General features: G+C 65.3%; 17 protein-coding genes. 11 read left to right on the top strand and 6 right to left on the bottom strand.

What is annotated here, in order from left to right:
- Positions 1–3: 3 nt before the first annotated feature.
- Together HV753_RS03575 and HV753_RS03570 are read right to left on the bottom strand one after the other, a co-directional pair.
- Complete coding sequence (locus HV753_RS03575; protein ID WP_175173032.1) at positions 4–978, bottom strand: FecR domain-containing protein; 975 nt, start codon at positions 976–978, stop codon at positions 4–6.
- 21 nt (positions 979–999) lie between these two features.
- Entirely contained in the window at positions 1,000–1,542 is a 543-nt protein-coding gene (locus tag HV753_RS03570; protein ID WP_175173031.1) for a sigma-70 family RNA polymerase sigma factor, read from the bottom strand.
- Between the two features lie 136 nt (positions 1,543–1,678).
- Here HV753_RS03570 and HV753_RS03565 point away from each other — a divergent pair, with 136 nt between their 5' ends.
- From HV753_RS03565 to HV753_RS03550, 4 genes are all read left to right on the top strand, one after another.
- On the top strand, positions 1,679–2,182 hold the full coding sequence (locus HV753_RS03565) for a sigma-70 family RNA polymerase sigma factor (protein ID WP_175173030.1): 504 nt from the start codon (positions 1,679–1,681) through the stop codon (positions 2,180–2,182).
- Positions 2,169–3,137, top strand: a complete 969-nt coding sequence (locus tag HV753_RS03560) for a FecR family protein (RefSeq protein ID WP_175173029.1) — start codon at positions 2,169–2,171, stop codon at positions 3,135–3,137. The genes HV753_RS03565 and HV753_RS03560 overlap by 14 nt, the downstream gene beginning before the upstream one ends.
- A gap of 130 nt (positions 3,138–3,267) precedes the next feature.
- Entirely contained in the window at positions 3,268–5,700 is a 2,433-nt protein-coding gene (locus tag HV753_RS03555) for a TonB-dependent receptor (RefSeq protein ID WP_175173028.1), read from the top strand.
- A gap of 142 nt (positions 5,701–5,842) precedes the next feature.
- A complete protein-coding gene (locus HV753_RS03550) occupies positions 5,843–6,565 on the top strand; it encodes a ribonuclease activity regulator RraA (RefSeq protein ID WP_175173027.1) in 723 nt (240 codons plus the stop codon).
- 73 nt (positions 6,566–6,638) lie between these two features.
- Here HV753_RS03550 and HV753_RS03545 read toward each other — a convergent pair whose 3' ends face one another.
- Positions 6,639–6,863, bottom strand: a complete 225-nt coding sequence (locus tag HV753_RS03545) for a hypothetical protein (RefSeq protein ID WP_175173026.1) — start codon at positions 6,861–6,863, stop codon at positions 6,639–6,641.
- Between the two features lie 10 nt (positions 6,864–6,873).
- Positions 6,874–7,257: a hypothetical protein gene (locus HV753_RS03540; RefSeq protein WP_175173025.1), complete on the bottom strand. Its 384-nt coding sequence runs from the start codon at positions 7,255–7,257 to the stop codon at positions 6,874–6,876.
- A 210-nt stretch (positions 7,258–7,467) separates the two neighbouring features.
- Between HV753_RS03540 and HV753_RS03535 the strand changes: the two genes are divergently transcribed.
- Together HV753_RS03535 and HV753_RS03530 are read left to right on the top strand one after the other, a co-directional pair.
- A complete protein-coding gene (locus tag HV753_RS03535) occupies positions 7,468–7,920 on the top strand; it encodes a DUF2946 family protein (RefSeq protein WP_175173024.1) in 453 nt (150 codons plus the stop codon).
- Positions 7,921–7,995: 75 nt separating this feature from the next.
- A complete protein-coding gene (locus HV753_RS03530) occupies positions 7,996–9,441 on the top strand; it encodes a PepSY-associated TM helix domain-containing protein (protein ID WP_175173023.1) in 1,446 nt (481 codons plus the stop codon).
- On the opposite strand, the gene HV753_RS03525 is transcribed toward HV753_RS03530, so the two are convergent.
- Positions 9,408–10,076: a GntR family transcriptional regulator gene (locus tag HV753_RS03525; protein ID WP_175173022.1), complete on the bottom strand. Its 669-nt coding sequence runs from the start codon at positions 10,074–10,076 to the stop codon at positions 9,408–9,410. The two genes, HV753_RS03530 and HV753_RS03525, sit on opposite strands and share 34 nt — an antisense overlap.
- Before the next feature lie 242 nt (positions 10,077–10,318).
- On the opposite strand from HV753_RS03525, the gene HV753_RS03520 reads away from it, so the two are divergent.
- From HV753_RS03520 to HV753_RS03505, 4 genes are read left to right on the top strand one after another with little or no spacing between them, the layout of a single operon-like run.
- Entirely contained in the window at positions 10,319–11,569 is a 1,251-nt protein-coding gene (locus HV753_RS03520) for an NRAMP family divalent metal transporter (protein WP_217481431.1), read from the top strand.
- A 10-nt stretch (positions 11,570–11,579) separates the two neighbouring features.
- Complete coding sequence (locus tag HV753_RS03515) at positions 11,580–12,350, top strand: LamB/YcsF family protein (protein WP_175173021.1); 771 nt, start codon at positions 11,580–11,582, stop codon at positions 12,348–12,350.
- Positions 12,351–12,404: 54 nt separating this feature from the next.
- Complete coding sequence (locus tag HV753_RS03510; RefSeq protein ID WP_175173020.1) at positions 12,405–14,024, top strand: 5-oxoprolinase subunit B/C family protein; 1,620 nt, start codon at positions 12,405–12,407, stop codon at positions 14,022–14,024.
- Between the two features lie 16 nt (positions 14,025–14,040).
- The gene (locus tag HV753_RS03505; RefSeq protein ID WP_175173019.1) at positions 14,041–15,774 is read left to right on the top strand and encodes an acetyl/propionyl/methylcrotonyl-CoA carboxylase subunit alpha; all 1,734 of its coding nucleotides are present in this window, start codon (positions 14,041–14,043) and stop codon (positions 15,772–15,774) included.
- A 65-nt stretch (positions 15,775–15,839) separates the two neighbouring features.
- On the opposite strand, the gene HV753_RS03500 is transcribed toward HV753_RS03505, so the two are convergent.
- Entirely contained in the window at positions 15,840–16,754 is a 915-nt protein-coding gene (locus HV753_RS03500) for a LysR substrate-binding domain-containing protein (protein WP_175173018.1), read from the bottom strand.
- Between the two features lie 110 nt (positions 16,755–16,864).
- On the opposite strand from HV753_RS03500, the gene metC reads away from it, so the two are divergent.
- Complete coding sequence (gene metC, locus HV753_RS03495; RefSeq protein ID WP_175173017.1) at positions 16,865–18,013, top strand: cystathionine beta-lyase; 1,149 nt, start codon at positions 16,865–16,867, stop codon at positions 18,011–18,013.
- Positions 18,014–18,055: the final 42 nt, after the last annotated feature.

The following is an 18,055-nucleotide window of genomic DNA, read 5'->3' as shown; positions in this document are numbered from 1 at the left end:
GGGCTAGCGTCCTGGCCGCAGTTCGACGGCAGTCCACCAGGGCAGCGGGCGCTTGACCTGAATGGGCAGTACCTTTTCCAGCAAGGCAAGCACCTGGTCGGGGTCGTGCAAGGGAAAGCCGCCCACGACGCGCAGGCGTGCGGCGTCGGGCGACACGCCCAAATGGCCGGGCAGGTATCTGCGGAGTTCGTCCAACAGCACGCCCAGCGGCACGTCCTCGGCCAGCAGCACGCCGCTGCTCCAGACCTCGCGTGCGCGGCTGGCGGGCTCCAGCTGCCACAGGCCGGCCGGCCCGAACGTGATCTGTTCGCCGGCATTGATCACCTGGCGCCGGTTCGAGTCGTCGAGTTCCACGCGGCCGTCATAGACGGCCAGATAGCTGGATTCACCCGCCAGGCTGACGGTAAAGCGCGTGCCCAGCGCCGTCATGCGGCTGGGGCCGGCTTGGACCACGAAGGGGCGGGCGGTGTCGTGCGCGGTCTCGATCAGGATTTCGCCGGCCACCAGTTCCAGCAACCGGGCCTGGCTTGAATAGTGCACGTTCAGCGCGCTGGCGGTGTTGAGCCAGACCCGGGTGCCGTCGGCCAGAAGCAGGTTCTGGACTTCGCCGACCCGTGTGCGGTACTGCGCCAGATGGGAAAGCGTGATGCGGCGCAAGGCCGTGTGTTCCCAGCTAGTCCAGCCCAGCAGGCCCGCGCAGACGGCGGCCAATCCGCCAAGCACCTGCCGGCGCTGGCGGCCGCGCCGACGTGCCGCTTGCAACGCGGCCAAGGCGCCGGGCGGATCGCCCTGTAACGGCGTGAAGCGACGACTGACGTCTTCAACATACCGCCAGGCCGCGCGGTGTTCTTCCCGCTGATCCAACCAGTCCTGCCACCGCCGCCGGTCCTGTTCAGGATGGGGGCTGGAGCGCAGGGCGGCAAACCACTCTGCGGCTTGCTGCAAGGCTTCGTGCGAAGGGGGCACGTGTGCGGCCATCAGCGGCTCATCCACCTGGCGTCAGGACTGCGCCGCGAGGGCTTGTGCCGTCAGCGCCTGTAGCGATATGCAATGCAGCATGGCTTGCGCCACGTATTTGCGCACCATGCGATCGGATACCTGAAGTTCGGCGGCGATCTCGGCGTCGCTCATGCCATAGGCCATGGCCATCAGGAACGCTTCAGCGGTACGCCACGGAAGTCGGCCAAGCAGGGCATCGATCTCGCAGAGCGTTTCGATGATGATCGCGTGGTGTTCGGGCGAGGGCTGGAAGGGTTCGGGCCGTGCCGCTTGAGTGGCCAGCCAGGCCTGCTCGATCTCGCGACGGCGCCACAGGTCGACGCAAAGACCGCGCGCCATCGTGCTGAGGTACGCGCGTTCGCCGTCAAAACCATCAAAATCGCGCGGCCGCGTCAGCAGCCGGACAAAGGCGTCCTGGGCCAGGTCGGCGGCGTCGGCCGCGTTGCCCAGCCGTCCGCGCAGCCAGTTGTACAGCCAGCCGTGGTGGTTTCGGTAGAGCGTGTGCAGCCGTTGAGTGGCGGCAGGGTCCGCGGCACAGCGCATAGGCGTGAGGAAAAGTGAATAAGAATGGATTGCATTCTAGTCGAGCATGAATTGCGGTGCCAATGGGGGGATGGGCCGATTCTTGGAGCTTGGTAATAAAAAGCATTATCATATCGATTCGCTGCGAACCCGTGCCATGTCATCCTCCCGGTCCCGTCCAAACGGCTTTCTTGCCTATTACGAAGAACTGCTCGCCGTCTGGACCCGCAAGCTCGGGTGCCGCGACGCCGCGCAGGACTTGACGCATGACGCCTTGGTGAAATGCCTGGAGGCTGGCTCCGCCCATGTTGAGCAGCCACGCGCCTACCTGCATCAGGCCGCGCGCAATACCGCGATCGACAGCTTCCGCCGAGAAGGCGGGCAGGAGTGGGTGCCGCTTGATACCATAGCGACCCATCCCAGCGAACTGGGCGATCCCGTGGCGCAGGCGCGCACGCAGCAACTGGGCCAGGCGTTGGAAACGGCGTTGGCCGAATTGCCGCTGAAGTGCCGCCAGGTATTTATCTGGCAACGGCTTGAAGGCCTGACGCAGGCCGAGATCGCCGAGCGCATGGGCCTGAGCAAAAACATGGTTGAAAAATACATGATCCGTACCGCCTTGCACCTGCGCGATCGGCTGGGGGCTTATGCGCCCAGCTAGTGACGCGCCGCGTGAGGCGGCGGCCAAATGGTTCGCGCGCGCGCGTTCCGGCGAATGGGATGCGGCGGGGCAGGCCGAACTGGACGCCTGGCTAGCGGCCGACCCCAGGCATGCCTATGAGTACCGCGTGCTGGAATCGATCTGGCAGGCTGCCGCCGACGTGCCGGCCGACCGCCTGCGGGCGCTTGCGGAACCGCGCCGCCGGGTGTCGTCCGCCGGACGACGCCAGGTGCTCACGCTAAGCCTGACCGCGCTGGCCGTGGGGGCGGGTGTGCTGTTCTGGCAGCAGCAACAGCCGCCCTCCTTGCAGACCGCCGACTATCAAACCGCGCCGGGCGAGCGGCGCGTCGTCGCGTTGCCCGACGGTTCCAGCGTCGAATTGAATAGCCGCACACACCTGAAGCTGCGGTTCGATGCAAGCCTGAGACAGGTCGAGCTGGTGACGGGCGAGGCGCTGTTCTCAGTGGAGAAGGACGCCGGCCGTCCTTTCGTGGTGGACGCGGGCTTGGGGTCGGCCACCGTCACCGGCACACGTTTTGACGTGCGCCGCGATGCCGAAGACATGCGAGTGGTGGTTGAGTCGGGTTCGGTTCGCGTGGCAGGACGCCAGGACGGTGCCGGCCAGGCGGTATCCATCACGCCAGGATTTGGCGCGCGTGTGTCGGCCGGCGGCAAGGTCGAGGCGCCGCAGGCGGTGCAGGTGGCGTCGGCCTTGGCCTGGCGGGCCGGGCAGATCGTTTTTAGCGATACGGACCTGGCCAGCGCGGTGCGTGAGGTATCGCGCTATCGCGAGCAGGCCGTTGTGCTGGGCGAAGGCGCTGGGTTGGCGGACTTGCGCTTGACCAGTGTGTTCCGTATCGATGACACCGACGCCTTCCTGACGGCGCTGCCGCATATTCTGCCGGTGACGGTGCGCAAGCTGGCCGATGGCCGTGCCGTCGTGCAGGGCCGCTGAGCCTTAGCGCCCCTTCGTCGATATATTTTCCGCGGGCATTCAGGTTTTTTTCCGCTTTTGCGTCTTCTCTCTTATCGCGGGCCAAATCCGGCCACGGGGCCGGGGACAGCCCGATTCAGGAGAAGAGGAAGTGGATCGTAAAGAAAGCAAGCGGGCGCAGCCGCTGGGGTGCCGCATCAGGGCCATCAGCGCGGCGGTGTTGATCGCCTTGGGGGCGCCTGGCGCGTGGGCCGCGTCAGCACCCGTTGCCATCGACATGCCCGCCCAGCCGCTGGACGGCGCGCTCAAGCGCTTGGCGCAGCAGCACGGTCTGCAAATCTTCTATACGCCGCAGGCCGTCGCGGGGATGCAGGCGCCAGCCGTTTCCGGCACGATGACGCCCGAACAAGCCCTGGACGCGCTGTTGCGCGACACGCCGCTGCGCGCGCGTCGCGAAGGCAGCGCCATCATTCTTGAGCCAGCCGGTGCGGCAGCGTCCACGGTGCTGGCGCCGATCGAGGTCAGCGCGTCGCGCATGGCCAGCAATCTGGTCAGCCCGGTGCAGCAAACCATCGTGCTCGAACGCGACAGCCTGCAAGAACTGCGCACGGGGTCCGACAGCCTGGCGACGGTGCTGTCCAAGGTGGTTCCGGGCATGGCGGACTCCAGCCGCACCATCACCGACTACGGCCAGACGTTGCGCGGGCGCGGCGTGTTGGTGCTGGTGGACGGCATTCCGCTGAACACGAATCGGGATTCGTCACGAAATCTGGCCAATATCGATCCGGCCATCATCGAACGAGTGGAAGTACTGCGCGGCAGCAGCTCCATTTACGGGGCGGGAGCAACGGGCGGCATTGTGTCCATCACCACGCGGCCGGCTGGGGGCGAACCGGTCGCTGAAACCACGATAACCGCCGTTTCGCCGCTGAGCCGCTTGCGCGCCGACGGCTTGGGCGGCCAGTTGCAGCAGCACTTTGCCGGCAGCCAGGGCAAGGTGGACTATGCACTGGACCTGGGGGCCCGCCATAACGGAGCCTCCTATGACGCGCAGGGCCGTCGGATTGCGTCGGAGCCCAGCCAAGGGGACTTGTTCGACTCGAACATCTACAGCCTGGGCGGCAAGCTGGGGCTGCGGATTGATGATGATCAGCGGGTGCAATTGTCGGCCAGCTATTACAACGCCGATCAGGACAGCAATTACGGCTCAGACCCGTCGGTGGGCAGATTGCCGCCGGGCACTGCCCGCGCCTTGCCGCTGGACGGGCTGGAACTGGCTGACCAGAATCAGATCCGCAATACCTTGGTGAATCTGGAATACCAGCACCAGAACCTGTGGGGCAGCAAGCTGTCGGCCCAAGTCTATTACCGTGACTACTACACGCGCTTTACACCGTTTGATGCCCGCGCGGTGGTGACGCGGGGCGGCCATGTGGATCAGGCCATGCAGAATTCCAAAGTGCTGGGCAGCCGCTTGACGATCGATACGCCGCTGGGTGCATCCGACAAGACCCGGCTGCTGTGGGGCGTGGACTTCAATCAGGAACGCAGCGACATGCCGATCGATATCTTCGATCCGGCCGCGTTCGACGCTAGTGGCGGCCGGGTGTTCCGCAAGACGGGCACGCTGACCTACATGCCAGAGCTGACAACGCGCAGCACGGGCATCTTTGGTCAGCTGGAGCACCGCTTCAACGAGCAGTGGTCAGGGCAGGGCGGGTTGCGCTACGAGTATTCGTCGGCGCGCTTCGATGACTTCGTGCCGCTGTCGCAGTCGCGCGTGCCGTCGCCCGCTACCGTGCAGGGCGGTACGGTGAACTATGACGCCTTGTTGTTCAACCTGGGGCTGAGCTACGAGCCGGTGCGCGGCCAGGAGCTTTATGCTTCCTTCAGCCAAGGTTTCCAATTGCCCGACATCGGTGTGCAGATGCGCAATGCGCGGCCGGGCTTCGACATAGGCTCGTCGGAGCTGGAACCGGTCAAGACCAACAACTACGAGTTGGGCTGGCGCGGCGGCGTGGGCAACACGACGGCATCGTTGGCGGTGTTCTACACCACGTCGAAACTGGGCGATGTGCAGAGCTTCAACAATGGCCTGATCCTGACGCGCACCAAAGAGCGCGTCTACGGCGTGGAAGCGGCGGCGGATTACCTGACGGACGACGAACGCTGGGGCGGGGGCGGCACGTTCACGTGGATGAAGGGGCAGGAACAGCCCGAAGGCGGCGAATGGCGCAACATGACCGGATACCGCATTCCACCGGTGAAATTGACGGGTTATGTGCAGTACCGGCCCAACGAGCGTTGGAGCAACCGCATCCAGGCCAATTACTACGCGGGCAAGGATTACCGCCTGGACGGCGTGGCAAGCTTTGGCCGGCGCGAGGTCAGCAGCTACTTCACGGTGGACCTGATGAGCCGCTACCAGTTCACCAAGAAAGATACGGTGACGGTCGGCGTCGAAAACCTGTTCAACCGGGAGTATTACCCGCTGTACAGCCAGTTGATGCGCAGCGGCACCAACACCAGCCGCTTGCCCGCGGCCGGCACGGTGTTGACGCTGACCTACCAGCATCGCTGGTAGCGTGGCGCGCGGGGCCTGCGCCCCGCCCGCCGTCTCCCCGGCTGAGTAGACGTAAAAAGCGCCTTCTGAATCTGCAAAAACAAGGTTGTGCTGTGTTTTCAGGGGGCTCACAATCTACGTCTATTCAAGGAGAACCTGCATCATGACGATTGCATTTCAGCCATTGGACGCGCGCGTCGTCCAGGCCTTGTCCGCCATCACCACTGCCACGCTGACGACCGTGCTGCTCAAGAAGGGCTTGCGCAATGTGTGGCTGCGCGGCGCGCGGCCGTTGGCGCCGGGCGCCAAGCGGATCGTGGGACGCGCGTTCACGCTGCGTTTCGTGCCGGCCCGCGAGGATCTGGCCACGCCCGCCTCGTGGGCGTCGCCCATTTCCACGCGCGCGGCGATTGAAGACATGCCCGAGGGCTGCATTGCCGTGGTCGACGCGATGGGGGTGACGGACGCCGGCATCTTCGGCGACATCCTGTGCGCCCGGATGCAGAAGCGCGGCGTGGCTGCGCTGGTGACGGATGGCGTGGTGCGTGACCTGGAAGGGGTCGAAGGCACCGGTCTGCCGGTGTGGTGCAGCGGCGCGGCGGCGCCGCCATCCGTCGCGGGCCTGACCTTCGTGGGCTGGCAGGAACCCGTGGGCTGCGGGGGCGTTGCCGTGTTTCCCAATGATGTGATCGTGCTGGACCGCGACGGCGCCGTGCTGATCCCGGCGGCCGTGCTGGAAGAGGTGGTCGAGATCGCCATCGAGCAGGAGCGGCTGGAAGGCTGGATCATGCAGCAGGTGGAAGCCGGCGAAAAACTGCCGGGGCTGTACCCGCCCAATCAGGAAAACCAGGCCAAGTACCAGGCCTGGCGTGCCAAGCAGTCGTAAAGGGCTGAAGCGGATTGCAGCAGGACAACCCGAGGCGGACAGAGATAGCGCCGCCCCGGGACGATTCCCTGTGTCAGTAGGAATTGCCGCCGCGGATATTGCCGGCAACCCCGCCCGCGATGCCGCCAATGGCGGCTCCTGTCCAGGCGCTGCCGCCAGCGATGGCGGCAATGCCCGCACCGGCTGCGGCGCCGATGGCCGCGCCCGACATGGTTCCTTGCTGCTTCGGTGACATATTCGTGCAGGCCGCTAGCGTCCCGATCGCGACGCCGATGACAATCGATCGAATAATCTTCATGACGGCTCCTTCAGGGCTTGGACTTTGCACCAGGAACGACGATCTCGAACCATAGGGTTTCGATCACCGGGCGGTCCAGCTTGGTGGGATTCGCGGCATACCACTTGTCCAAGCTATCACGGACGGAATCCAGCGTCTGGGCTTGGAGGCCCTTGGCAAATTTTGGCACCAGGGTCTGAGTGTCCGTGAGCTTGCGCCGTTCCTGGTAGGCGCGTTCAACTTCAAGCAGGTTGGCAATCCCCAGCAGGTAGGCTTTCTTCAGGTTGGGGTCTGAGTCCGCCCAGTGCTTCCCGGTGACGATGGGAGCCGGAGCGGCGGTTTGCGCCACGCTGGGCGTGGTGAACAGCATGGACAGCGCAAGGGCTGCCGGGCCTAGCAGGTGTTTCACTTTCATCGCATCGCTCCTCGCGGGCTTAAAAGATAAAAAACAACCTCTCGACGCCGAATCGGGGTGGGGTGGCATGGCTGGCACCCCAAAACGGGTTTGGTCAATTTATGCTCGAAAGAGGGCAATCGCAAGCAAAATGCGTGGATTGCCGGCGCGGAAGACGCAGGTAAACTGCGGTCTTGGCGCCGGGATCCTCCGGCAGCCTGGATTGGACGCATGCAGACCGGACTGTCCTGTCGATTCCCGCGATTTGCCTCAGCCGCCGATGTCGGGCGGCTATTGCTGCTGCTGTTGCTGGTGGCCCGGGCCTGGGTGCCGGTGGGCTACATGCCCGACGCGGATGCCTTGCGGCAGGGTCGGCTGGCGCTGGGGTTTTGCTCGGCGGGCGGCGGTTCGCTGTCGGCGCTACAGGCGCTGTCCATCCAACAAGCGGCGCATCACGGTCATCACGATCACGGTGCGCCCGACAACGGCGGCGGAGCAGGGCAGGAATGTCCCTTTGGCCTAAGCGCCCATCAGGTGCTGGACGTGCCGCCGATACTGGTGCTGGCGCCCGTGCTGCTGCGCTGGCTGGCGCAGAATGTGCCGCTAGCGGACAGCCCCCGTCCCCCTTTGCCGGCCGCCGGTCCCCCGCTGGGGCAGCGCGCTCCACCCTCGATCCTCGGCTGACCGTATCAAGCGTGCGCGCGTCGCGCGCATGAATGCCGCCCAAACGGGGCGGCGCCGTTCGACTTCGAGGACCCCATGTCCACGCAAACCCTGGATTCGTCCGCGGCGCCTGCGCGCGCGCGGTCGGCGGGACGCAGCGCCTTGCTGGCACTGATCACCCGCCTGCACTTCTATATTGGGCTGTTCGTCGGCCCCTTCATCCTGGTGGCGGCCGTCACCGGCACGCTGTTCGTACTGACGCCTCAGATCGAAAACCTGCTCTATGCCAGCCAACTGCGCACCGCCTCAATCGGCACGGCGCAACCCCTGGCCAACCAGGTCCAGGCCGCGCAAGCCCATATCGGCGCCGGCCCACGGCTGTTCGCCGTGCGTCCCGCGCCGGGTGCCGGCGACACCACCCGCGTGATGTTCACGCAGCCCGGCTTGGGTGATTCGGAAAGCCGGGCGTTGTTTGTCGACCCCGCCACCCTGGAGATCAAAGGCGACATGATCGTTTATGGCACCAGCGGCACGCTGCCGTTCCGCACGGCGCTGGACTATCTGCACCGTAACCTGATGCTGGGTGAGCTAGGCCGCAACTACAGCGAACTGGCCGCGTCCTGGATGTGGCTGGCCACGCTGGGCGGTCTGGTGCTGTGGTTCGCGGGCCGCCGTCGTGGGGGGTTGGCGAATGCCACCGCAGCGCGCAGTCCGCGTTTGCGCGCGCGCCGCTGGCATACCGTGCTGGGGCTGTGGCTGGCGCTCGGCTTGCTGTTCCTGTCCGCGACGGGTCTTACCTGGTCGAACTGGGCAGGCGGGCGCGTGGATCAGCTGCGCGCGCAGCTGGGATGGATCACGCCGTCGGTATCGCTGAAGCTACCCGGCGCGGCGCCGGCCGGGCAGGGCGAGGCGGGCGGTGAACATGCCCATCATCATGGCGCCATGGCGGGCCACGATGCCATGGCGGCGCAGCCCATGGTCTCCGCGCAACCGGCTGATATCGACCGCATTCTGGAGACCGCCCGCCAAGGCGGCATCGACAGCAATCAGCTGGAGATCCGTCCGCCGCGCACGGCGGATCAGGCCTGGACGGTGCGTGAGGTGGATCGGTCATGGCCCACCCAGGTGGACACCATCGCTATTGATCCCGCCACTTACGCCATCACCAGCCGTGCGGACTTTCAAACGTTTCCGCTGATCGCCAAGCTGATCCGCTGGGGCGTGGACATGCACATGGGGATTCTGTTTGGTTGGGCCAACCAGTTGCTGATGGCCGCCATCGGGCTGGCGCTGAGCGCGATGATTGTCTTGGGCTACCGCATGTGGTGGCTACGCCGGCCAGCCGCAGGCGCAACCGGCCAAACGCTGACGCAGGCATGGCGCGAGCTGTCCTGGCCGGGGCGTGTCGCGGCGGCCGCCGTGGCGGTGGCGCTGGGATGCTGCTTGCCCGTCATGGGCGTCAGCCTGCTGGCGTTCGTGGCGGTGGACGTGTTGCGATCGTGGCGGGCTCAGTTGCCGGTGGCGCCCACGCGGCGCGCGTAGCTGGCCAGCACGATGCGCTCGGATTGCGCCAGATAGTCCTTCAGCGCATCGGCTGCTTTCTGGAATTCGCCGGCTTCGACGTATTCCAGAATCCGTTCGTTCATCTCGGCATAGGGCGCGTGCAGGAATTCCGGATCCTGTAGCAAGCCGAACACCAGCCGCAATTCGGCAAGCAGCAGCGAGAACATCGCGTTCAACCGTTCGCTGTCGGCCAGTTCCACGATGGCCATGTGAAAGGCCATGTTGGCCGTGCCCACGGCCGACCAATCCTGGTTCTCACGGTAGACCCGCGCGTTGTCCACCGCCTGGCGCATGCGCTGGCGGGCCGGATGGCGCGGGTAGGCTTGGGCCAGCGCCTGGCATTCGATCATGCGGCGCACCCGATAGATGTCAATGATGGACGCCATGCTGGGCACCGCCACCGCTACCCCTCGGTTGGGCGAATGGGTCAGCAACCCTTCCTTGGTCAGATTGCGGAACGCCTCGCGCAATGTATTGCGCGACACGTCCAGGCTCTGCGTCAGTGTTGCCTCCGACAGCCGTTGGCCGGGAGCGAATTCACCATTGATCAAGCTGCGGCGGATCTGTTCGGTGACTTTGTCGGTCAGGGTCTGGTGCGCGTTGGGATCGGTCATGGACGGATGGGGAGTGACTGAGGAGAAGGGCGCTGGCCGTGTGAAGTGTATCTGAGCGCTTATGCGATTGCCCCGCATTCCTTGTATTTTCGTGCCGAACTAGGGGAACTACTGATAGGCAATCTTTATTTCACTGATCTACCATCCGATCTGTTTTGTAGAACAATCATGTAACAAACGTTCTACATAAAAGGCAAGAAAAGCCTGCTCCGCGATTGCATTTCCTTTTTTCAGGTTCTCTCATGAGTCAAACAGACACGCTGGCCATGCCTGCCCGCGACTTCGCCAAGGCTCGCCGCGCCTCGCTGCTGGGGGCCATCTTCATGATGGCGACCTCGGCCATCGGCCCGGGCTTCATCACGCAGACGGCGACGTTCACGGCCACGATGGGAGCGGCATTCGCGTTCGGCATCCTGGCGTCGATCATCATCGACTTCATCGTGCAGTTGAACGTCTGGCGCATCGTGACGCTGACGCGCATGCGCGCCTCCGACATTGCCAACGCGGCGGTCCCCGGCAGCGGCTATGTGTTGGCCGTGATGGTGATGTTTGGCGGCCTGGTGTTCAACGTCGGCAACATCGCGGGCGCGGGACTGGGCTTGAATGCCTTGCTGGGCCTGGATGTGAAGTGGGGCGGCATGCTGAGCGCCGCGCTGGCCATTGGCTTGTTCCTGTCCCGCCGCGCGGGCGCGGCCATGGATCGCAGCATCATTTTCCTGGGTCTGTTGATGATCCTGATGACCGTGTTCGTCATGTTCGCGTCGAACCCGCCCGTGGGCGAGGCATTGCGCCAGACGGTCATGCCGGACACGATCAACTTCGCCACCATCACCACCATTGTCGGCGGCACGGTGGGCGGCTACATCACCTACGCAGGCGCGCATCGCCTGCTGGACAAGGGCGTGGTTGGCGCGGAGAACCTTTCGGTGGTCACCCGGGGGTCGATCAACGGCATCATCGTCACGGGCATCATGCGCTACGTGCTGTTTCTGGCAGTGCTGGGCGTGGTGGCCAGCGGCGTCGTCATCGATGTCTCGGGCCAGACCGCCAACCCCGCAGCCCAAGCCTTCCAGGCCGCCGCAGGCGACATCGGCCTGCGCATCTTCGGCCTGATCCTGTGGGCCGCCGCGCTGACCAGCATTGTCGGCGCCGCCTACACCTCGATGTCGTTCATCACGGTATTCAACGGCAAGATCGGCGAAAAGGGCCGCAACCTGGCCACGGTGATCTTCATTGCCGTGTCGTTGGCCGTGTTCGCATTCATCGGCACGGCACCGGCCGCGCTGCTGGTGTTCGCGGGCGGATTCAACGGGCTGATCCTGCCGCTGGGGCTGACGATCTTCATGATCGTGGGTTGGACGCGCAGCGATCTCATGGGCGGGCACCAGTATTCCCGAGTGCTGCTGGTGCTGGGTTCCATCTGCTGCGTGTTGACGTGGTACATGGGCTACAAATCCATCGGCCCCATCTTTGCTTTCCTCTCGGTGAACTGAGAATAAAACCATGGTCAGTATCGATTTGAATAGCGACCTGGGCGAAAGCCTGGGCGCCTGGAGCATGGGCGATGACGCTTCCATGCTGGCGCTGGTTTCCAGCGCGAACGTGGCCTGCGGCTTTCATGCGGGCGACCCTGCGGGCATTCTGGCCACGTTGAAGGGCGCGGCCGCCAACGGCGTGGCGGTGGGTGCGCACGTGTCCTACCCGGACCTGACTGGTTTCGGGCGCCGCAACATGGACGTGGCCAGCGCTGACCTGATCGCGGACGTCATTTATCAGATTGGCGCGCTGAAGGGACTGGCCGCCGCCGCTGGCACGCAGGTCACGTACGTCAAACCGCACGGCGCGCTCTACAACACCATCGCGCATGATGCGCGTCAGGCCAACGACGTCATCACGGCCATGCTTGAAATCGATCCCGCGTTGGCGTTGGTCGGACTGGCGGGTTCGCCGTTGCTGAAGCTGGCGCGTGAACGTGGCCTGCGCGTGGTTGCCGAAGCCTTCGCCGACCGGGCCTATACCCCACAAGGCGTGCTGGTTTCCCGCCGTGAAAAGGGCGCCGTGCTGCATGATCTGGAAGTGGTGGCACAGCGTATGCTGCGTTTGGTGCAGGAAGGCGTGGTTGAAGCCATTGATGGTTCGCTGGCCCGGGTGCAGGCCGATTCCATCTGCGTGCATGGGGATAGCCCTGGCGCGGTGGACATGGCGCGCGAAGTCCGCCGCCGCCTGGAGCAGTCTGGCGTTACCATTCGCTCCTTTGCCGGCACTGCCGCCTAAGGCCGCCGCGACCCATAGACGTTGAACCCGGGAATTTCCCGCCTAGGAGAACACGTGCGCTTTTTGCCCGTGAATACCGATGCCTTGCTCGTCGAACTGGACGATCTGGAGCAGACCCTGGCGCTGTTTGATGCGCTACAGACCCGGCCGATTGCCGGCATCACTGAACTTGTGCCCGCCGCGCGCACCGTGCTGGTGGTCTTCCGCCCGGACGTGGTGACGCGCGACGCCCTGATCGCCGATATTGGTGGCCGCGATACCTCGGGCCTGGTCGCGCGCGACGGCAAGCTGATCGAGATCCCCGTCCATTACAACGGCGAAGACCTGGATGAAGTCGCCAAGCTGCTTGGCATCACGCCGCAGGAAGTGGTGCGCCGCCATGTCGGCGGTACCTATAGCGTGGCGTTCACCGGGTTCGCGCCGGGTTTTGCCTACCTGAGCGGCGGCGATCCCAGCCTGGATGTGCCGCGACGCAAGACGCCGCGCACCCGTATTCCGGCGGGGGCCGTGGCCTTGGCGGGCACCTTCAGCGGCGTCTATCCGCAAGCCAGCCCTGGTGGCTGGCAGATTCTTGGCGTGACGCCGACCGCCATGTGGGACCTGTCCCGCGAGACGCCCGCACTGCTACAGCCAGGCTATCGCGTGCGCTTCATCGACGCCGGCCCCGCACCGGCGGCCGCTACTGCGTCGATGGCTGGCGGGGGGGCTGATCACCCCGTCGCCCGTCATGCCGATCACGCCGAGGCGTCGCTGGAAGTCGTGGCTTCTGGTTTGCAAGCGGTCTTCCAGGATCTGGGACGCCCCGGGCAGGCTCGCCAGGGCGTGGCGGCCTCGGGCGCAATGGATCAGGGTGCGCTGCGTGCCGCCAACCGGTTGGTCGGCAATGCGCCTGGCGAGGCCTGCATCGAAATTGTCTACGGCGGCTTTCAGGTGCGCGCGCGGGGGGCCTGTGTCGCGGCCGTGACGGGCGCGCGGGGCGAGCTCACGTTGCGCGACGCCGCAGGTGCCCACTGGACCGTGCCCGGCCATCAAGCCATTGCGTTGAACGACGGCGATACGCTGACGCTGGGCCAGCCGGAAGCCGGCATTCGCTATTACCTGGCGGTGCGCGGCGGCTTTGACGTGGAGCCCGTGCTGGGCAGCCGGTCAACCGATACGCTGGCGCGCGTCGGGCCCAATCCGCTGGCGGCCGGTGATCACATCGGTATCGTGCCGGCCGGGCAGGGCGCCATCGTTGGCAGCCCGGAACTGCCGGCCGCCGATTTGACCGCGCAAGATGCCGAGGTGACGCTGGATGTCGTGCTGGGTCCGCGTACCGATTGGTGCGACGCCCAGGCCGTGGCGCTGCTGTCCAGCCAGGCCTGGACCGTTACCCCGCAGTCCAACCGCGTCGGCATCCGCCTGAACGGGGAACGACCGCTGCAACGTGCCAACCATGCAGAATTGCCCAGCGAGGGCACGCGCAAGGGCTCGATCCAGGTGCCGGCCAGCGGCCAGCCCGTGCTGTTCCTGGCAGACCACCCGTTGACGGGCGGTTATCCGGTGATTGGCTCCGTGGCGCCCTGGCACCTGGACCGTGCGGCCCAGATTCCCATTGGCGCGCGCGTGCGCTTCAATCCTGTTTCCGATTTCGTGCCGGTTGATGTCCCCGCCGTGCCAGTCACAACGCCATAACGTGAATATGCCTGCCATGAAGAAAGTCCTGATTGCCAACCGTGGCGAAATTGCAGTACGCATCATCCGCGCCTGCGCCGACTACGGCGTGAAGTCCGTTGCGGTGTACGCCGACGCCGATTTCGACGCGCTGCACACGCGCATGGCCGACGAAGCGTTTGGCCTGGACGGCGACCGCCCGGCGGATACCTATCTGAATATTGAAAAGCTGCTGGCCGTGGCGCGTCGTAGCGGCGCCGACGCCGTGCATCCCGGGTACGGTTTCCTGTCGGAAAGCGCCGGGTTCGCGCGCGCAGTGATCGACGCCGGCCTGACCTGGATCGGCCCCTCGCCCGACACCATCGAACGCCTGGGTGACAAGGTTCAGGCGCGAAAGATCGCGTTGGCCGTCGGAGCGCCGCTGGTGGCGGGTACCGCCGACCCGGTTGACGGCGCCGAAGACGTGCTGGCCTTTGCGCACGAACATGGCTTGCCCATTGCCATCAAGGCGGCATTCGGCGGCGGCGGCCGTGGCCTGAAGGTCGTCTGGCGCATGGAAGATGTGGCGGACCTGTACGAGTCCGCCGTCCGCGAAGCTGTCACTGCCTTTGGCCGCGGCGAATGCTATGTGGAGCAGTTCCTGGACCACCCGCGCCATGTGGAAGCCCAGGTGTTGGCCGACAAGCATGGCAAGGTCGTGGTGTTGGGCACGCGCGATTGCTCGCTCCAGCGCCGCAACCAGAAATTGGTGGAAGAGGCGCCCGCGCCGTTCCTGAGCGACGACCAGCGCCAGCGCATCCATGCCTCGGCGCGGGATATCTGCGCGCATGCTGGCTATGTTGGCGCGGGCACGGTCGAATTCCTGCTTAGCGCATCGGGTTCCATCTCGTTCCTTGAGGTCAACACCCGCTTGCAGGTCGAGCATCCGGTCACCGAGGAAACCTGCGGCCTGGACCTCGTGGTCGAGCAGTTGCGTATTGCCGACGGCTTGCCGCTGGCGTTCGACACGGCCCCCGCGCCGCGTTGCCATGCCATCGAATTCCGCATCAACGCCGAAGACGTGGGCCGCGGCTTCCTGCCTTCGCCTGGCCGCATCGCCACTTTCGCCGCGCCTTCCGGCCCTGGCGTGCGGGTGGATAGCGGCGTGGAGTCGGGTTCGGTCATTCCGGGCACGTTCGATTCGCTGCTGGCCAAACTGATCGTCACTGGCGCCACGCGCGAACAGGCGATTGCACGGGCCCGCCGCGCGCTGGCTGAATTCCGTATCGAAGGCGTGGCATCCGTGCTGCCGTTCCATCGGGCGGTGCTGGACCATGCCGATTTCATTGGTGACGGCACGGGCTTCAAGGTGCACACCCGTTGGATCGAGACCGATTTTGCCAATGACCTGGAAGCCGCCGTGCGTCCGACGCCATTGGGCAACTTGAACCTGCACCGCACCGCCGTGGAAATCGACGGCCGCCGCGTGTCGCTGGGCTTGCCTGCGGAACTGCTGCGCGGCTTGCAATCCGCTGGCGCGGCGGCGGTTGCCGACGCAGCCGCCGCACCGGCCCAGGCCAGTGCGCAAACCGTGGCCGCGCCCATCGCGGGCACGATCCAGTCGTGGAACGCAGCGGACGGCGCCACGGTCAAGCAAGGCGAACTGATCGCCACGATGGAAGCGATGAAGATGGAAATGCAGGTGCTGGCGCATCGTGACGGCGTGCTCAAGCACCAGGCGGCGCCCGGCCAGGCCGTGGCGGCTGGCGCCGACATCGGGCGCATCGACTAAGTGGCGGGAAGGGCGGCGGCAAGGCGCGCGCGTGCCTGCCTGCCGCCAGCCTGCCTGCCCGGGCGTCAAGCGCCCAGCGCGGCCCGCACCCGTTTCAGATCCTGGTCCAGCTGTATCCGCATGACCTTCAGCAGGGCTCGGGCATTCTCCGACAGGGGCGTGCCCGGCCGGAACACCAGCAGGCTGGTGAAGCTGATGTCCAGCGCCAGCGGTTTCAAGACCAATCCACGGGCCAGATAATCCAGGGCCATGACGGGATGCACCATCCCGATGCCCAGCCCATGCAGCGCAAATTCGCACACCGAATTTGAATATGGCGTTTCCAGGATCGGCTGCAACGCCAGTCCCTGGTCATTCAGCGCGGCCTCCAGGCGCCGCCGGCTGGCATCTTCCGGGTTCAGCGCGATGAACTTGTGGTCGGCCAGATCCCGCAATGCGATGCAAGGCTTGCTGGCCAAGGCGTGGCGGCTGTGCATTGCGATGACGCCAGGGATGCGCAGGAAGTCCGAATGTTCCAGGCCAGCCACTGAAAGCTCATCGGCCATCAGGCCAAAATCCAGCTGGCCCGCGGCCACCTGTTGCAGCACTTCCCGTGAACTCATGATTTGGAACGACAGCTGAATGCGCCGTTCTTCCAGCCCAAAGGCCGCGATGGCGCGCGGCATGAAGCCGGTGCCCAATGCGGGCAGCGAGCCGATGGCCAGCCGCCCGACGCCGTAGGACTTCAGGCTGCGGATGCGGTGCTCGATCAGTTCAAAGCCGGCAAAGCAGCGGTCCACTTCCTCCATCAAGGCTGCGGCTTCCTGAGTCGGCACCAGGCGGCCCCGCAGGCGCTCGAACAAGCGCAACTCCGATGACGTTTCCAGCTTGCGGATCGCCTGGCTGACCGCCGGCTGGGATACGCCCAGCAAGGTGGCTGCCTTGCTGGTGGTGCCGGCCTGCATCACGGCGCGGAAGACCTGGATCTCTCGCATGTCCATATATAAGTCCTGCTTATTGACTGAGTTTTTTCAATTGTTGAGGCAATGGGGCAAAACGCTGAAACTGGCGTTGTACCGATCCCCCTCCTTAAGCCCAACAAATAGATTAGATGAAACCTATCAATCAGACTAATAGAGATTTCGCCAGCCTGTCGCCGTCGGTGCAACGCGGATCGACCGTGGTGTTCGACTCCCTGGCGGACTTCGTCAACCGCAAGCATCGTCAGCCGGACGGGTTCAGCTATGGCGTGACGGGCACACCGACCGCGCGCCTGCTGGAAGACCGCATCGCGGAATTGGAAGGCGGACAGCATTGCGTCATCACGCCGTCGGGCGCGGCGGCGTTGATGACGGTGGTGATGGGATTCGTGCGCGGCGGCGACCATCTGCTGCTGTCGGCCGCCAGCTATGGCGCGTTGAAGACCTTTGGCGAGAAATGGCTGGCACACATGGGCGTGGACGTGGAACTGTACGACCCGTCCATCGGCGCGGACATCGAGGCGCTGATCCGCCCGCGCACCCGGATGATCTGCATTGAAGCGCCAGGCACGGTCACGATGGAAATGGCGGACGTGCCGGCGATTGCCGCCGCCGCCCGCCGGCACGGCGTGCTGACCATGATGGACAACACCTGGGCCAGCCCGTTGGGTTTCAAACCGCTGGCTCATGGCGTGGACTTCAGCGTGGAAGCCGCCACCAAGTTCTTCAGTGGCCATTCCGACGTGCTGATGGGCGCCATCAGCATGAACGACGCCGAGCACTACGCGGTATTGCGCGAAACGCAAAGCATCCTGGGCCAGCAAGTCAGCCCCGAGGATTGCTTCTTGGTCCTGCGCGGCCTGGAGACGCTACGCCTGCGGCTGGGCGCCCAAAGCGACGCCACCTTGCAGGTGGCTCAATGGTTGCAAGCCCAACCGCAAGTCGAGCGCTTGCTGTACCCGCCGCTGGAATCCGACCCGGGCCATGCCCTGTGGAAGCGGGATTTCACCACCAACGGCTGCCTGTTTTCGATGGTGCTGGCGCCTGCGCCCGACTCCGCCTTCAACGGTTTCTTCGATTCGCTACGGCATTTTGCTATCGGCGCCAGCTGGGGCGGCGTGCATAGCCTGGTGGCGTACTACCCGGCGGCGCTTCAGGCCGACCGAGCCTATCCGGCGACGGATCGCCCCGTTGTCCGGCTGTCCGTCGGCCTGGAGGACGTGGACGTGCTGAAGGACGATCTGCGCGCCGGGCTAGCCGCGTACCAGCAGCTGCGATAGACCCTCGTGTGGGCCGTGCGCGTCATGCGCAGACGGCCGGCA

Source organism: Achromobacter pestifer (assembly GCF_902859625.1).
Taxonomy (GTDB): Bacteria; Pseudomonadota; Gammaproteobacteria; order Burkholderiales; family Burkholderiaceae_B; genus Achromobacter; species Achromobacter pestifer.
This window is presented reverse-complemented; position numbering and strand designations above follow the sequence as displayed.

Coding starts and splice junctions, on each gene's coding strand:
- HV753_RS03575 (WP_175173032.1), bottom strand. CDS start 978: ATGGCCGCACACGTGCCCCCTTCGCACGAAGCCTTGCAGCAAGCCGCA.
- HV753_RS03570 (WP_175173031.1), bottom strand. CDS start 1,542: ATGCGCTGTGCCGCGGACCCTGCCGCCACTCAACGGCTGCACACGCTC.
- HV753_RS03565 (WP_175173030.1), top strand. CDS start 1,679: ATGTCATCCTCCCGGTCCCGTCCAAACGGCTTTCTTGCCTATTACGAA.
- HV753_RS03560 (WP_175173029.1), top strand. CDS start 2,169: ATGCGCCCAGCTAGTGACGCGCCGCGTGAGGCGGCGGCCAAATGGTTC.
- HV753_RS03550 (WP_175173027.1), top strand. CDS start 5,843: ATGACGATTGCATTTCAGCCATTGGACGCGCGCGTCGTCCAGGCCTTG.
- HV753_RS03545 (WP_175173026.1), bottom strand. CDS start 6,863: ATGAAGATTATTCGATCGATTGTCATCGGCGTCGCGATCGGGACGCTA.
- HV753_RS03540 (WP_175173025.1), bottom strand. CDS start 7,257: ATGAAAGTGAAACACCTGCTAGGCCCGGCAGCCCTTGCGCTGTCCATG.
- HV753_RS03535 (WP_175173024.1), top strand. CDS start 7,468: ATGCAGACCGGACTGTCCTGTCGATTCCCGCGATTTGCCTCAGCCGCC.
- HV753_RS03530 (WP_175173023.1), top strand. CDS start 7,996: ATGTCCACGCAAACCCTGGATTCGTCCGCGGCGCCTGCGCGCGCGCGG.
- HV753_RS03525 (WP_175173022.1), bottom strand. CDS start 10,076: ATGACCGATCCCAACGCGCACCAGACCCTGACCGACAAAGTCACCGAA.
- HV753_RS03520 (WP_217481431.1), top strand. CDS start 10,319: ATGAGTCAAACAGACACGCTGGCCATGCCTGCCCGCGACTTCGCCAAG.
- HV753_RS03515 (WP_175173021.1), top strand. CDS start 11,580: ATGGTCAGTATCGATTTGAATAGCGACCTGGGCGAAAGCCTGGGCGCC.
- HV753_RS03505 (WP_175173019.1), top strand. CDS start 14,041: ATGAAGAAAGTCCTGATTGCCAACCGTGGCGAAATTGCAGTACGCATC.
- HV753_RS03500 (WP_175173018.1), bottom strand. CDS start 16,754: ATGGACATGCGAGAGATCCAGGTCTTCCGCGCCGTGATGCAGGCCGGC.
- metC (WP_175173017.1), top strand. CDS start 16,865: ATGAAACCTATCAATCAGACTAATAGAGATTTCGCCAGCCTGTCGCCG.